This window comes from Paenibacillus sabinae T27 (assembly GCF_000612505.1).
Taxonomy (GTDB): domain Bacteria; phylum Bacillota; class Bacilli; order Paenibacillales; family Paenibacillaceae; genus Paenibacillus_AQ; species Paenibacillus_AQ sabinae.
In genome coordinates this window covers 1,003,616-1,019,448 of record NZ_CP004078.1, presented here as the reverse complement: position 1 = coordinate 1,019,448, position 15,833 = coordinate 1,003,616, and the positions used below count along the sequence as shown (strand labels likewise).

Below are 15,833 nucleotides of genomic sequence, written 5' to 3'. Positions count from 1 at the left end.
CCTAACCTTTGACTATATAATAGCCAACAGGTTGACATTTCCATCTGTTGATGGGGGGAGTAGGGAATGTACATTTATGTGCTGTTTGTCCACATTGCCGCCGCAGTTATGGGGCTGGGTGCGGCCTTTGCTTTTCCTCTTATCGCCAAAAGCGCAAGAACGGTCAGTCAGGCCAAGTTTGTCCTGTCCATGCTGAAAAGGCTGGAAATCCTCCCGAAGATCGGCAGCATCCTGCTGCTGCTAACGGGCATTGGCATGGCGATTCTGGAACCCTCGTTGTTTAAAGCAGGCTGGTATATCGCCTCCATCGCCATCTACCTCGCCGTTCAGGTGATCGTTGCGGGCATTCTCCCGAGGCAGATGAACAAGCAGCTCCAAATCCTCCATACAGAGAACGGGGAGCGCCTGCCGGAATCGTATAAGCGGCTGTCGAAGCTCTCGGCGAGATGGGAAAAGGTCACCCATGCCGCCGCGTTTATTCTTATTGTGCTGATGGTATTCAAGCCTTTCTGACGGGGTTGCTGGGCGCTGGCTACAGGACCAATCCAGTCAAGGGGGAGCTGCTTGGGCGGCTCCTTTTTGTATGGCTTTCAGGTGACAGCCGCCATATGGCGAAACCGGATTCAATCGTACTGCGACTGATTGTCCTCATCCGCCATGCTTTGGATCTCGTCCATCGAAATCGTGAGCAGCGGGTATCCCGTCTCTTCCTCCAGCTTTGCCGCTTTTTCTTTAAGATACTTCGGGCTCCCCTCCGCCGCCTCTTCATCATATACCAGCAGCAGGCCGTCGCTTTTGCGCATCAGCAGCTCGTCCCTCGCCCGGAACTGCCAGCTTCCTTTATAAGGACGGTTGCTGACCGCTCCGTAATAATCCGCCGCCGCCGCAATCCGGCGAAATTCCTCCTGCTTCTCTTCCTTCCACCTTTCCTCCGGGGCGGCATGGGCCGCGATAATGCCCAGCTTCAGGCCGGGGTATTCTGCTTTAAGCTCAAGCGCAGTTTCGCATGCCCAGAGGTCGACGCCGTACTGTCCCGGGGTGATGATCCATTCCAGGCCCTCTTCCAGCAGCGGGAGCATACGGGATGCGAGCGCTTTTTTGATATAGGGAATACCGGGGTGCTTATTGTCAAAAATACCGAGCTCATGCGCACGGTAGCCGGTAACGAGCAGTGTCTTCATGTCGTTCCTCTTTCCTGTTTCCATAGGTCTTTCCATTATACCAGCCGCCACCACACTCTGCCTGTCTTCGGGGATAAAGGAACCGTCCCGCCGTACTCTCCCATCCCACACAAAAAAGCGGAGTGTCCGCAAGGTTCCACGAACCCTGCGGACATGCTCCGCTCAAGCGCTAGGCGCCAGTTCAGTCAATCCAGCCGTTTGCCTGAAGCACGCGGTGAATCAAGGCGGCCGCTTCCGCTCTTGTCAGCGTATCCTTCGGTCTTAGCTCACTGGTGCCGTCTCCCTGGACTATGCCGCTTTCAATAAGATAGGCTGCGGCAGCCGAAGCCCATGGAGACAGCTCGCCGCGGTCCCGGTAAGCAGACAGGCTATCCACCTTCTTAGCGGAGTCAGCCTGAGAATGGCCGCCCTTAATCAAGGAGATGGCATTGTAGACGATCACCATAGCCTGCTCCCTGCTCACCTCGCTGCCGCCGTCAAAGACGCCGCCGGGAAAGCCGGTGATGAGCCCGTATTGATGAGCAAGCTCCGCCGGGCCGTATGCCCACGAGGACGCTGGGATGTCGCTGAAGGCGGGGGAAGCGATCTCCCTGCCCATGAGCCCCAGACTCCGGACGGAGAGCGCCGCCAGTTCCGAACGAGTAACCTTGCGATCCGGTGCAAACTGGCCGCTGCCGTCGCCCGCGAGCATCAGGCGGTCCGCCAGGTCTTGCGCGATGCCCTGAACCCAGTGCCCCGGGGTGTCGGAGAAGGACGTTCTGCCGCCGAGCAGCGCGTACGTCCGGTAACCGGCCGCCTCGTGGATCACGGCGTACCGGGTGTTATCCACGGTCCTAAGCGCAGCCGGGACCGCGAACAGCTGTCCACCATCCTGAACCGAAACGGCGGCAATTCCGCCCTTCGTTCCGGCCTGTTCCGCCGGAAGCGGCAGGAGCAGCTCCGTCGGAGCATTCAAGGGCGCCGACACATTTTTGTCCTTGTAACTTAGCGTCAGCTTCACCGTCAGCGGATCGGCCAGCAGCCGATAGCCCTGACCGGCGGCGGTCTTCTCCGTGCTTGCGGCGTCTCCGCTCCGCTGAATGGACAGGCGCACTCCGATGTCCTCCGCCTTTACATCGCCGCCCAGCTCCTTGATCGCATCGCCCAGCGATACCGGCGGCAGCGTCAGGGTAAGCTCCGGCGTGCCGACAGTGAGGCGGCTGCCGCCTTGAAGCAGCCCGTTCCACTCGGCGGCCGACAAGCCGCTTACTACAACGTCCTGCTTCACGCCGACTTTGATCTGAAGATCGGCCGCCTTGCCGGCGGCCAGCTGTTTCAGCGCGCCGCCGGCAAGCGTGATCGCCAGCGCCGATCCGCCCCCCTGCTCCGTCTTGGACGCGGTGAAGAAGTTGGCCGGAGCCTGATCGGCCGTGCCGGTCACGGCGCTCTCCGGCTGCGGAGACGCTGCGGGCGTCTGGGCCGGAGCGGGCGCCGGCTCTGGCGCCGGGGTCGGCTGTGCCGGTGACGCCGACGGCTTCTCAGAAGCCGATGCCGACGGTTCGGCTGACGGCGCGGCCGACGGAGCAGCCGATGGTGCCGCCGACGGAGCAGCCGACGGAGCAGCCGACGGTTGCGGCTCTGGCTCGCCGCCTCCGGCCTCCACTTTCACGGCGCGCCATTTCTGCCGGTCGGAGCCGTCGGCGGCGCCAAGCGCCACCGTTCCATCCTCCCGGGCTTCCAGCGCCCGGTCCGGCTGGAATTTGGACAGAATCGTCAGCGTTCCGTCCGGGTTAGCGTTCACCAGCCAACGCTGATTGTCATAGCCGAGATAAGCGTACAATTGAACCTTGTTAGCCCCCGTATCCCAGTCGAGCGATTTGCCGCTTCCTCCCGTCCGGATCGTGAAGGCGTTATTTTTGATCGGGTAATAGCTCCAGTATTGATTGACCGATTCCTCTCCTGGCGCCGTTCTGAGCATGGCGAGGGAACTTTGGCTGTCGGCAGCGAGCGCCGCTTTGGTACCCTCGTTTATGAAACGGTATAGCGTATCGTCCGCCGGCGTTGCCCCGGTTACATTGACATTCTGGTAATAGGCATCCCCGCCGAATACATTTACGCCGAATGCGCCCTGGAGATAGGTATCGTCGTCCACGTCGATGATCTGCCGTCCGTCCAGCTCGATGGTAATTCGCGTGCCTGCGGCGGTGATTTTGACATGATGCTTCACTCCCGTAGTCACGGCCATCGGCACTTTCGCCAGCACCTGCCGGTCCTGGAATTGGCCATCCGCCATATAGAACAGCCGGGCCGACTTCATATTGGGATCAAGGTTGAAGTAATAGGCGCTTGTACCGTCGGCGTTCGACCGGAACAGCATCGATCCGGCTCCCCCGGTGTCCGGGAGCATCATATCGGCTTCATAGGTGAAGTCCGCCGCCCGATCCCCCGACATATAGTTGGAGTCGCTGTCAAAGGTGCCCCGGATGCCCTCGGAGGTCACCGCCCAGCTCGAATTCGGCTTCCAGTTGTTCAGATTCGTATGGAAAATGCCCACGGTCACTTGAATGACGGACGACAAGCTTCCATCAGACGTCTGCACGGTAACGGCCGCCGTCCCCGGCGCCACAGCCTTCAGCTCGGCGCTGCCGGTACCGGTCGGCTCGGCCTTAACAACCGACTCGTCGCTGGAGGTCCAGGTCAGCTCCTGGGCAAGTTCATGCGGCATCACATTCGCGTAGATCTCCTTGGATTCCCCGGAGCCCAGCTCCAGCAGGCTGCTGTCCAGAATGATCCGGCCGGCCGAATCGCCAGGCTGAAACTCGCTGTTCCAAATATTTTTTAGCGGATAAACCTTGATGGACTTCACCTTAACTGCGCCGCCCTTGGCATAAAAGCTCATGCCGCTCCGCGCCGCACCCGGGAAAATCACATCGGAGAAGACCGCCGTGCCGTCCGCCGCGAACACCTCGATGGAGGATTGGTCCACAAGAATACGCAGCTTCAGCTTGGAGTTCACCGCCGGCACATGGGCCTCATGCAGGGTGGAGAATTTGGATGAGAAATCGGTCCGTCCGGAAGCTGTGCGGTCGATGAACAATGTGCCGTCCCCGGTCCGGTAACCGACAGCGGTCCGCTGGCTGCCCCCTTCCCGCAGGTTGAACCCGAATTCCGAAGCGGCCCCCGTGTCAGGCAGCTCAAGCTGGGCCTCGATTTCATAAGCATTGCCGAAGGACGAGGCCAGAATATTGCCCGTATTCCCGGAGACGACCGTATCAGCAACCGAGAACGGCGCGCCCCGCAGGGTTTCAAGCTCCTCAATCGGTGTCTGCGCCAGACGAAGGCCGTCCGCTGTCGTCTTCAGCGACAATTCGCGCGGCACCGTCAGTTCTCCCTTCCAAGGCGAGGTCGGGAAGCTGAACGGATAGTCCCAGTTGGTCATCCAGGCCAAAGCGATCCGCCGTCCGTTCGGCACGTTAGCGAAGGAAGTCGATGCGTACATCTCTTTGCCGTAGTCGGTTCGCAGCACCGTTCCTGCCGGGTTATCGTTGACGAATTTCCCCTCGGGAGTCAGATCGCCGATGAAATACTCCGCATCCGAGCCGTTCGTCTTCGGATTGGCGCCCGTGCTGAGCATCAGCACCCACTTCATGTTCGAGGCGTCGCCGTCCACCGGAAGAGGGAACAGATCGGGACATTCCCACACTCCGCCTCTGATATAACTGCCGTAGCCAAAATTGTCGGTCAGCGTCCAGTCGATCAAATTCTCCGAGGTGAAGAATCGGATGTGATCGCCGCCGGAAACGACCATGACCCAGCGGTTATTCGCCTCGTCCCGGACGACCTTCGGATCGCGGAAATCCCAGTTCCCCGGTTCATTGGGGCTTACATAGCCCGGATTTTGGATAACCGCGCCGTCCCCGTAATACTGCCAGTTGCGCCCCTTATCCTTGCTGTAAGCCAGCCCGATTTTCTGGTTGCCGCCGGTCTTGTCGGGATTGAAGGATGTATAGTAGGCGATAAGGCCTTTGCCCCCGGAGTCGCCGAACAGCCCTGAAGCATTCGTCTCGTCCGCAATCGCCGATCCAGACCAGATATGGCCCATGTCATTCCATTTCAGCGCAAGCGGCAGTCGCCGCCAGTGAACCAAGTCGGTGCTGACCGCATGGGCCCACTGTCCGCGGTCCTGATGAAACAGATGGTATTCTCCTTCAAAATACACCAGTCCGTTCGGATCGCTAGCCGAGCCGCGGGCTGGAGTGTAATGATAGGCCGGTCGGTAGCTTTCGCTGTAATACCCGCTTGACGGCGTCAGATAGACATTCTGGAAGTAGGCGCTGCCGCCTTTTACGGCCAGGCCGGTCAGACCTGAAGCATAGCTTGCGTCCTCGGCACTTGCTGCCGGTTGGGCGTAGCCGTCCACATAAACCGAGATGTTCGGTCCCGCGGCATGAATTTCAACATGATGCTGCTTCCCGGCTGCCAGAGGAATATCCGATGCGCTTGCCAGCACCTCCTGCCCTCCCGCTCCGGACTTGATCAGCTGTACCGTGCCGTCATCCGCGTTCAATTCAAGAAAGTAGCCCTCCGAGCCGTCGGCGCTTGCCCTAAACAGCAGCCCCGCTTCGGCGGAAGGAGTATCCGGGGCGATGGTAACGTCACCCTCCAGCACGAAATCGTTCGCCTGCGCCTGGGAAAGATGCCTGGACCACTGCTTGCCCTGCGCCGTTCCCTTCAGACCCCGAAGATCCTTCGTCCAGGACGCCTCCGCGACCGTCAGACCTTCTATATTCGTAAGCAGATCACTCACTTCAATATTCTGAAACACTGTCGTTCCCGCCGCGCGAAGACCAAGGCCCCCACTTACGGAATACAGCTCCGTTTCAGCGCTGATTATCGGATCGTATTTGCCGTTCCAATAGACATTTATGCGGGTACCTTCTGCTTTAACCTTTACATGGTAGCTGACGTCCGGGAGGACCGCGATGCTCTTCTCGATCCACAGGCGGTCCGCCTGTCCGCTGCCCGCATCGGCCAGCCGGATTTTGCCGGCTTTGCCATCGACCTGAACCAGCAGCGCCTTCCGCCCTTCTGCATCCGAGCGCAGAAGAAGGGAACCAGACGAATCGGCGGATTTCAGCGTAATGTCGCTCTCATAAGTGAAGTCGCTGGCGTATGTGTCCGACATGACCGTTGCAGCTCCCGCACCGGACAGCTGAAGGCCTTCCGGGCTTGAGGAAACGCTTCCAAATCCTCGCTGCGTCCATCCCGTCAGATTGCTGCTGACGCCAGACATGTCAATCGGCTGCGGGTCGCCGATCGGGCCGGCATAGATATTCTGGAACACGGCTGCGCTGTTCCAGACATGCATACCGAAATACCCGCCGGTGTAAGCGGAATCGCTCACCTGAACCAGCGGCTCGCTTTCGCCGTTCCAGTACACCTTCAGCGAAGCGCCGTCAGCCGTTACCTTGAGGTGGTTCGTCTGCCCGGCTTCCAGCGGCACGCTCTCCGCTTTCAGCACCCGGTCGCCGTCCGCGTCCTTCAGCTTCAGGATATCCGCGCCCGGATCAAGCTGCGCCATATACGAGCCCCAGCCGCTGTCGTTCGAGCGGAAGACGAGCGACACGACCCCGCTGTTCTGGAGCAGCGTTACGTCCGCTTCGTAACTGAAGCTTTCTCCCTGCTCGGCGGACAGCGCGAAGCCGTTCTCGGAAGATGACAGCCTCAGGCCATCCGCCGTCTCCTCAATGTTCCCTTTGTCCTTCGCCGCCCAGCCGCTCAGGTTGCTGTTCACCGTTCCCGGCCTCGTCTCTGTGTTGATGACCTGCATATCAATATTCTGGAACACCGCCGAGCTGTTCCACACATGCATGCCGAAATACCCGCCGGTGTAAGCAGAATCGCTTACCTGAATCAACGGCTCGCTTCCCCCGTTCCAGTACACCTTTAGCGACGCGCCCTCCGCCGTCACCTTTAGATGGTACGTCTGCCCGGCTTCCAGCGGCACGCTCTCCGCTTTCAGCAGCCGGTCGCCGTTCGCATCCTTCAGTCTGAGGATGTCAGCGCCCGGATCAAGCTGCGCCATATACGAGCCCCAGCCGCTGTCGTTCGAGCGAAAGACGAGCGACACGACCCCGCTGTCCTGGAGCAGCGTTACGTCCGCTTCGTAGCTAAAGCTTTCTCCCTGCTCCGCAGACAGTACAAAGCCGTTCTCCGAGGACGACAGCTTCAGGCCATCCGCCGTCTCCTCAATGCTCCCTTTGTCTCTTGTCGTCCACCCGCTTAAGTTGCTGTTAAGACCACTTGTTGAAGCGCTCTCAGAAATGTTTTCCCCATACGTAACGTCTGTTACCGACGCCGCCGACGCCACCGAATAGGAACCCGGAAATATGACCGTTCCCAGCAGCAGTACGGCAACCCAAGCGTTTAACCATACTTTCCCCCGAAGCTTCTTCCCTCTTCCCAACGCATTCACTCCCATTCTTGATATAATGTAAGCGCTGTCCATTACTGCTGAAGAAAAGCGACCCAAGTTTCAGGCCGCCTTTTTCCTCTAGCTCATTCTGTCTTGCTTAAGGTATTCGATTTCTTCCCTAGCCACAGCAGGCATACCCCGGGGTCCAATTATTCTCCTGCTCCTGCCGTTTGCCCAGGCTCCAACTGCCAGATATTCAGCGTTTCAAGCAGGGTATCTCCGCCTCTTGAGAACAGCTTGAGGCCGAGGCTGCTTTCCAGCGGATAAATCCGGTTCGTAATCGTCCGGCGTCCGTCATTGGCGAACAGCTCTACCGAAGAGCTGTCAAGGAATACGCGCAGCTTGATCCGTCCGTCCTCCGCCTGAGCGAGCGTCGCTTCACTGACGCCGCCTTCGCCCGCTCCGGCATGGTCGCGGTTCATCCGCAATACGCCTTCGGAGGCTTTATAGGAAATTTCCGTATACTGCGAGCCGTCTTCCGAGCAGCGCACGCGCAGGCCGAACTCGGCATCGGACGAAGAATCGGCCGCAAAAACGGCTTCAATCTCCAGCGCGCTTCCTGCCGCTCCACCCGGAATGAAATCTTCACTGTCCTTCAGCAGGACGTTGGCCGCGTCCACATGGCTGCCCCGCAGCGCCTTCAATTCCTCGGCAGGGTTAGCCAGCAGGCTGCCGTCTTCCGCGAGTGTAAGCACACGCGGCAGAGTGAAGGCGCCCATCCAGCCGTCTTCCTTCTCCGGCATCTCCGCTCCCCAAATATTCATCCAGCCGAACATAATCCGGCGGCCCGACGCATCCTCGAAGGTCTGCGGCGCGTAGAAGTCGAAGCCGTAGTCCACCCGGTCCTTATGCTGATTGCTGAATTTCCCCGTATCATAGTCGAACTGTCCGGACAAATACAGTGTCTTGACGGGCGCAATATTCATCGGAGAGAAGATGAGCACATGACTGTCCGCCGCTTCTCCAAGCGGGAACAGATCCGGGCATTCCCACATATCGCCCATCGTTCCGTCACTCTCGGCCGCAATCCCTTCGTAGGCCCATTCATCCAGATCGGCTGAGGTATAGTGAAGCGCCTTGCCTTTGCCGTCCTTGCCGTAACCGACAACCAGATGCCATTTGTCGCCGCGCTTCCACACTTTCGGATCGCGGAAGCCGAAGCACTCCGCATCCGGGGGGCCATCAATGACGCTAACCGGCCCTTTTTCAAAATGAATGCCGTCCGTACTGCGCGCAATGCACTGCACCTCAACCGGATTGTTGCTTTCCACATGCCCCGTATAGATCAGCGTCAGCACGCCGCCATCGTCCACCCCGCTGCCCGACCAGCAGCCGTACACCGTATTTTCACCGCTGTCGTATGGCATCGAGGGTGTCAGCGCGATCGGGAGATGCTCCCAATGCACGAGATCCTTGCTCTTCGCATGTCCCCAGTGCATCGGTCCCTGATAAGGGCCGTAAGGGTAGTGCTGGTAGAACGCGTGATATTCGCCTTTATAATAAATGAGTCCGTTCGGATCGTTCATCCAGCCGACAGGCGGCATTAAATGATATTGAAGCCTGTAGCGGTTATTGGTGATTGGCACCGTTTCATTTTGCAGCGTATTGCTCACAGAAGGTCACCATCCTGTTCCAAAATATTTTTTTCTATAATGTGCTTATGTCCAAACCGATTTCAGAGGATAAACCGTAAAATGGCTGAATGTGGCGTTTCCGCCACGGGCGAACAATTCCAGTCCTCCGCTCTCCAGGCGGGGATAGACAAGCGATGTGAACACTTCCTCACCGTCTCCGACGAACCACTCGATGACCGAATCATCGACAAAGCCCCGCAAGAACAACCTGCCGTCTTCACCGCTTCTCGGCGCCCGGAATACCTTGGCAAAATTCGCCGTTCCACCCGTGCGCTTCGGCAGTTCGCTGAAGCCCGACTTGCGGCGGTCGAGAAACAGCTCTTCGCGTTCCGGGCTGAATCCGAGAACAGTATGCTGCTCCCCGTCATCCGAGACCCTGACGCGTATTCCCCACTCCGCCGTGCGGTCCCAGCTTACTTCCGCCTCGAACTCGTACGAAAGCCCCGAGAAGGGCAGGCGAAGAATCTCATCCTTCACCTCCAGCGGACCGAAGCGGACCGGCTCTTCGCGCAAATTCTCAAGCTCCTGAACCGGCTGCTGCGCCAGATGAAGCTCGCCGGCGCCGTTTCTTGCAAGCACCAGCGTCCTTGGAATCGACATGCCGCCTTTCCAAGGCTCGGTGGGTGAATGAAACGGATACTGCCAATTGGAGGTCCAGCCGAGCCAGATCGTCCGGCCGTCTTCCCAGGGAATATCCGAATAGGAAACAGCGGCATAGAAGTCCTGCCCGTAATCGGTCCACCGGGGAGCGCTGCCCTCATGCTCACAGACAAAGCGGCGGCCGTCGAAGTGTCCGACGAAATACTGGGCGGTGGAGCCATCCGTCACCTCGTTGTCCCCGATGCTGACATGCAGCACCCAGCGGCTCTGGCCCGGCTCTCCCAGAACGGGAAGCTGGAACAGATCGGGGCACTCCCATACCGCATCCTGGCAGCCGGTACCTTCAAACACGCTTTCAAACTGCCAATCGCGCAAATTGGGCGAGCTGTAGAAGTGAATGGCCCGGTCCACACTAACCGCCATCGCCCAGCGGCCCGTCTGCTCATGCCAGAGTACCTTCGGGTCGCGAAAATCATTCAGGCCGGGATTGGGAATGACCGGATTGCCCGAATACTTCACCCAGGTCCGGCCTTTGTCCGGGCTGTAAGCGATGCTCTGGGACTGTAAGCCATCCTTGAAGTGGGTGAAGATGGCAACCAGACCGCTGCCGCCGCCGAAGAAACCGCTGCTGTCGTTCCAGTCCACCACGGCGCTGCCGGACCAGATGTCGCCCAGATCATCGGTTACAAGCGCCAGCGGCAGATGCTCCCAATGCAGCAAATCGCGGCTTACCGCATGCCCCCATCGACCCGTAAATTGATAAAACTGATGATACTCTCCTTCATAGAACACCATACCGTTCGGATCGCTCATTGGCCCCTCCGGCGGTGTCAAATGATATTGCGGGCGGTAAAGCTCATGGTACGTTTCAGTCATCGTTAACCTCCATTGACCCGACTTCCGGCTCTCTCCACAAGCACGTTTAATAGACATCTCTAATCTCAATTTATTTACATTATTCATTACAAATGTAAAGAACTTTGACGCAATTGAAGTATAGCGCTTCCAATTCCAAGTGTCAATCACTTTTAAAGCGCTTTTTCACAAAAAAATTTTCTCTTGATCCGTTCAAAACCTTGCCTGTCTGAAAGAAAGTCCGGCCATCAGAGTTATCTTCAGGAAAACGCCTCCCAAGCCGATTCCTTGGGCAAGTATATCCTATGCAACCACTGAAAAAGGTTATATAATAAGATGTTAAAACGAGTAAATTCGTCAATACTAGATAGAAATCTGCTGCTTGTGCTTTTTATTCTCTTGTTTTGGGCATTTTTGTTTACATTCCTCTATCACATTTATCCTTTACATTTTTATTTGCACTCGCACACAAAAATGATAAGAAGATTGTAATTTGTTAAGCGCTCTGAGCTTATACATTCTTATATTTTGAAAAAAACATGAGTCAAAAAGGAGCATGCTGTCTATGGCTGAAAGAGTGACCATTCAAGATATCGCCGATGCTTTGGGCTTGTCACGCAACACTGTTTCCAAAGCGCTGAACAATCATCCGCAAATCCCCGAGGGAACCCGGGAGAGGATTCTCCAAAAGGCAGCCGAGCTGAAATACAAAAATTTCTCCAGCATAAACATGGGGAACATCGCGCTGCTCACCCGCGGCGACATTAACGTCATCAGCTTCTACGCCGAGACGATCAAAGGCATGGAAACAGCGCTGAGCGCCCGGGGTTTCAATCTGATTCTGACCTTGGTCAAGCCTGAAGATATCCGAAACAACGCGCTGCCGGCCAACATCAATCCGTTTAACATCGACGGGATCGTGTGCATTGAGATTTTTCATAAGCCTTACATTGAAACGATCCTCGGCGCCGGAATTCCCACCGTATTCATCGACTCCCTGCCCAACACCGTCTTTGACAGCCACAAGTATGACATCCTAATGGTCGAGAACGAGTTCGCCACCTATACCCTTACCAAAACGCTGATCGATGAGGGGCATGAGCATATCGGCTTTATCGGGGATCTGTATCACTGCCGCAGCTTTTACGAGAGATGGCTCGGGTTCGAGCGCGCGATGAGGGCATCCGGATATGAGCCGGACCCCGCCTTCAGCATCACGCCGGACGACACGCAGCCTTACCTGTCCGTCGAGTGGATGACGGCGCAGCTGAAAGGCCTGGCCAAGCTTCCTACCGCATTCATATGCGCCAATGATGATATCGGCATCTCTGCGGTCCGTGCGCTCAGGGAAATGAAGGTTCAGGTGCCCGAACAAATTGAAGTGACAGGATTTGACGACATTGCCAACGCCAAAATCATTGACCCGCCGCTGACCACCGTTCATACCTATCCATACGAGCTCGGCACCCGCGTCGTCGAGACGCTGCTGAACCGGATTGAACAGCCGGACCGCCATAAGGAAACCATCTATCTGGATACCAGCGTCGTTCTGCGGGGATCGACCCGGCGGCGGAATGAGGTGGGCGAAGCCGCACAATTGCCGCAGTAGCCGGGGTGCCGCTTTAGTCACGGAACTTATTCTTGGCGGTATCTTGAGCGAGTTCCATTTCCCGGCCTTTCACAAGTCCCAACTAAATCATCTTCACAAAAGAAAAGGACGGCTCCGTCGCATAAAGCGATGAGCTGTCCTTTGATGTATCTTCCTGCTGGAGCAGCGCCTTATTTTTTGCATTCCCCAACAGCCGATATTCCGTTTGAGGCGATTCGCCTCTTTCTTCTCAATGTCACTACAGAGCTGATTCTTCTTACCGCACACGGCCTACACCGCGCTGCAATCCGACGCCGCGTCCGTCAGACGGTCCCGAATATCGGAAGCATACCGGTGATCCGTCAAAATCACAAGATAATCGCCGCCCTGAAGCCGCGCTTCTCCGCCGGGAATCAGTTCCAGCTCTCCCCGGCGGATCGAGACGATCAGGCAGTGCGGCGGCCAGGAGAACTCCTTGATGCGCAGCCCGTCCAGCGAAGACCCCGGATGAACGGGGATTTCCATTACCGATTTTCCGGCGGGCGCCTCCGGCTCCGCCGCCGCTCCCCTGCTTGTGATGCGCTCTAGCAACACCTCGTATACCGGCCGCGAACGGAAAATCTCCGCCACCGTATAAGCGGTAAGACAGACAATGCCGGTGGACAGAAGGCTTGTGAACGAGCCGGTCATTTCGGTGATCAGAATGATGCCCGTAATCGGGGCTTTCACGCTGGCTGTTAAATAGCCGGCCATAGCCAGAATGAGAAAGCGGCCGGTTTCCAGTGCTGGATAGCCCGCCAGCCCGTTCACAATCTGGGTGTACAGACCGCCGGAAATGCTTCCAAGCACCAGCATCGGCAGAAAAATGCCGCCCGGCGCGGAGGAGCCAAAGCTCAGTAGTGTAAAAAAGAACTTGACCGCCAGGAGAATAAACAGTGCCGTGATCGTAAAGTGGCCGGACATCAGCTCATTAACCAGATCATTGCCTCCGCCCAGCACCCGGGGCATGACAAGACCCAGCAGACCGGCTAGCAAGAACGGCAGCACCGGCTTGAATTCCTGCCGTACCGGCAGACGGCGGTATAGATTCTGGAACTTATACAGCGCTCCGTTGAAGCCGATACCCATGCAGCCGACAACGGCTCCAAGCCCAAGGAGATGGGCGTATTGACTTAAGGGCACCGCGCCCAAACCGGTAAAATGAAAGATCGGGCCCAAGCCGAAAAATTCCTTAGACACAAAATCCGCCGCGAGGGATGCGGCCAGAGCCGACATCATGATGAACGGCGAGAAACTGGAATGCAGTTCCTCCAGGGCAAAAATGACACCCGCGATCGGAGCGTTAAAAGCAGCGGCCAGCCCCGCACTGGCTCCGCATGTTATCAGAAAATTTTCTTCCGTTTTCATTTTTCCAAGCACCTTGCTAAATCCCTGGGCTATACTTGCTCCAATCTGGATGGAAGGGCCTTCCCTTCCCAGAGACAGCCCCGCCCCGATGCTCAGTGTGCCCCCGGCGAATTTGGCAAGGAATACCCGCCACCAGTTCATCTCGAGCTTCCCCTTCAGCACCCCCTTCACTTGAGGGATGCCGCTCCCCGCAATCATCGGATGCTTCTTCACCAGCAGACCGGTTACCCAGCCCCCAAGAATAAGAACAATGAACCACAGCGGAATCAGCCAGACGTGGGTTCGCTCGAACGAATAGACCGAATGCGCTGCAGAAAGCGCGGTTTCCAGCGAGTACCGGTACAGCACGACTGCGGCTCCGGACAATAGTCCGACCGTAACTCCTCCGGCCAGCAGCCTGAATTTGAAATTGAACCATGACGCAAGTAGGCTTCCGGTATGGCTTTCTTGATGTTTCTTCATTTTGTGCAAAACCTTCTTTAACTTCTGGTAGTCACTCCTTAACCCATTATACCGCAAATCAGCAGTTGGGCGACCCGCAAAACCCGGTTCATTGCCTCAACGATTTTCGCTCCCGGATTCGCGCTATCCCTTCAATATCCTAACGCCCTTCGCCAGCCCCATCCGCAAGCTGCCCGAACGAGCGAAAGAATCTCTCGGCCCGAAGCGCAAAAAAAGCAGCCCCCCCTATAACGGGACGGCCGTGGCCGCACCCCGTTCACCGGGAGGAGCTGCTTTTATATTTTTGAAGACGCAAATGCGAAATAAACGCCGAATGCCAGACACAGCATTCCGATAAAGCCATAGCCCCCGAACACATCCCAGCGGGATGAAAAATAGCCGAACCCGAGGCCGGCGGCGATAAGCGCCACATTAAGGCCCAGCGACTGAAACGAATCCAGCGTCGCTCTCATGGACGAGCCGATCCGGTGATGCAGATATCCGGCCGCAAGTGGTTCGATCAAGCCGCCGGCCAGACAGATCAGGAAGATCGACGCCAGTCCGCTGGCGTTCCGCGCCATGGACAGATACAGGAAGCCCGCAGCAAGGACGGCGGTAACCGCCGTCAGCAGCAGCCTGCTCCCTAGGCGGCTCTTCAGCTTGTAGGCAAGTATATTGCCCGGGAGCCTGAGCAGAAATATCGACGCCGAGAACAAGCCGAAGGCCGCTGCCGGAATCCCGACCCGGTCCAGATAAAGCTGCCAGAATTCATCGATGAAGTTCAGCGACGCCCCCGTCACCATTCCGGACAGCATGACTGGCAGGACGCCCCGGTTGCTTCTGAAAAAGCGCACGGAGCCCGCAATAGAGGCCGAGGCAGGCATCCCCTTCTCCCTCTCCGCCTCGCCGCTTGCGGCGGGTTCAACCAGCATGAATGTGAAGAAGAGCGCGGCAATGGAACTGGCCAGCGAAATCCAGTAGTTCAACCCATAGCCGAAGCGGCCGGCCAGAACGCTTCCGCACATGGCGGCGAGCATTGTGGAGGCGATGTCGACGGCATTCAGGCGGCCCAGCACCTGCTCAAAGGACTCCTCCCGTCCGGCCGCCTTCAGCGAATCGTAGAGCAGCGCATTCTCCGCGCCGCTTCCCGCCGAACGGCCCACTGCCGCGAGAAATACGGCCAGCGCGAAGTGCCGGAACGAATCCGCATAGAGCAGAATCAGAAACTCGAAGCAGCCGAGCAGCGAGGCCAGAACCAACATCCGCTTGCGGCTCCATCTGTCCGCAATAATGCCGGTCGGAAGCTCCAGCAGCACAACCGTCACCGCAAAAATCATCTCCGTATATACAACCATCTGGATACTCATGCCCCGTTCTTCCCAATACAGCCTCTCGATCACATAAGCCGGAATGAGACTGCCAAAAAAACGCATCGCATACAGCACCCGTAAATTGCGCAAACCCGTCATGCGCGTATCTCCTCCCGATTCGGATTGGACGGTTCCAACCGGAATCTTGGGCGGAGCGCGCTCTAGGCCCGATTTTAGAGATTAACAGGGAGGTCTTGCTTTCGACATGTCCATCGTCTCCTTCCAGCGCAAGGCGGAATATTCCACATGACTAGCTACTCCAATTATATAGGCAATGTCACAAAATAGACACAACCCTAAAGC

At 57.4% G+C, this 15,833-nt stretch carries 8 protein-coding genes; 2 read left to right on the top strand and 6 right to left on the bottom strand.

Features of this window, described 5'->3' with window-relative positions; all coding sequences use genetic code 11:
- Nucleotides 1–66: 66 nt before the first annotated feature.
- Nucleotides 67–513: a DUF2269 family protein gene (locus tag PSAB_RS04590; RefSeq protein WP_025333402.1), complete on the top strand. Its 447-nt coding sequence runs from the start codon at nt 67–69 to the stop codon at nt 511–513.
- A gap of 110 nt (nt 514–623) precedes the next feature.
- Here the strand turns inward: PSAB_RS04590 and PSAB_RS04585 are convergent, their stop codons facing one another.
- From PSAB_RS04585 to PSAB_RS04570, 4 genes are all read right to left on the bottom strand, one after another.
- Nucleotides 624–1,181 (bottom strand): SLOG family protein, encoded by a 558-nt coding sequence (locus PSAB_RS04585; RefSeq protein WP_025333401.1) that lies wholly within the window; start codon nt 1,179–1,181, stop codon nt 624–626.
- Nucleotides 1,182–1,362: 181 nt separating this feature from the next.
- The gene (locus tag PSAB_RS25680; protein WP_025333400.1) at nt 1,363–7,626 is read right to left on the bottom strand and encodes a 3-keto-alpha-glucoside-1,2-lyase-like domain-containing protein; all 6,264 of its coding nucleotides are present in this window, start codon (nt 7,624–7,626) and stop codon (nt 1,363–1,365) included.
- A 158-nt stretch (nt 7,627–7,784) separates the two neighbouring features.
- The gene (locus tag PSAB_RS04575) at nt 7,785–9,248 is read right to left on the bottom strand and encodes a glycoside hydrolase family 32 protein (protein WP_025333399.1); all 1,464 of its coding nucleotides are present in this window, start codon (nt 9,246–9,248) and stop codon (nt 7,785–7,787) included.
- Nucleotides 9,249–9,293: 45 nt separating this feature from the next.
- A complete protein-coding gene (locus PSAB_RS04570) occupies nt 9,294–10,745 on the bottom strand; it encodes a glycoside hydrolase family 32 protein (RefSeq protein WP_051529714.1) in 1,452 nt (483 codons plus the stop codon).
- A 544-nt stretch (nt 10,746–11,289) separates the two neighbouring features.
- Here PSAB_RS04570 and PSAB_RS04565 point away from each other — a divergent pair.
- Entirely contained in the window at nt 11,290–12,333 is a 1,044-nt protein-coding gene (locus PSAB_RS04565; RefSeq protein WP_038595556.1) for a LacI family DNA-binding transcriptional regulator, read from the top strand.
- 270 nt (nt 12,334–12,603) lie between these two features.
- Here PSAB_RS04565 and PSAB_RS04560 read toward each other — a convergent pair whose 3' ends face one another.
- Both PSAB_RS04560 and PSAB_RS04555 read right to left on the bottom strand, forming a co-directional pair.
- Nucleotides 12,604–14,181, bottom strand: coding sequence for a ClC family H(+)/Cl(-) exchange transporter (locus tag PSAB_RS04560; protein WP_025333397.1), 1,578 nt, complete (start codon nt 14,179–14,181; stop codon nt 12,604–12,606).
- Between the two features lie 275 nt (nt 14,182–14,456).
- Nucleotides 14,457–15,629 carry an MFS transporter gene (locus PSAB_RS04555; protein WP_025333396.1) on the bottom strand — a complete coding sequence of 391 codons (1,173 nt, stop codon included), beginning with the start codon at nt 15,627–15,629 and terminating at the stop codon, nt 14,457–14,459.
- Nucleotides 15,630–15,833 lie beyond the last annotated feature (204 nt).

Coding starts and splice junctions, on each gene's coding strand:
- PSAB_RS04590 (WP_025333402.1), top strand. CDS start 67: ATGTACATTTATGTGCTGTTTGTCCACATTGCCGCCGCAGTTATGGGG.
- PSAB_RS04585 (WP_025333401.1), bottom strand. CDS start 1,181: ATGAAGACACTGCTCGTTACCGGCTACCGTGCGCATGAGCTCGGTATT.
- PSAB_RS04570 (WP_051529714.1), bottom strand. CDS start 10,745: ATGACTGAAACGTACCATGAGCTTTACCGCCCGCAATATCATTTGACA.
- PSAB_RS04565 (WP_038595556.1), top strand. CDS start 11,290: ATGGCTGAAAGAGTGACCATTCAAGATATCGCCGATGCTTTGGGCTTG.
- PSAB_RS04560 (WP_025333397.1), bottom strand. CDS start 14,181: ATGAAGAAACATCAAGAAAGCCATACCGGAAGCCTACTTGCGTCATGG.
- PSAB_RS04555 (WP_025333396.1), bottom strand. CDS start 15,629: ATGACGGGTTTGCGCAATTTACGGGTGCTGTATGCGATGCGTTTTTTT.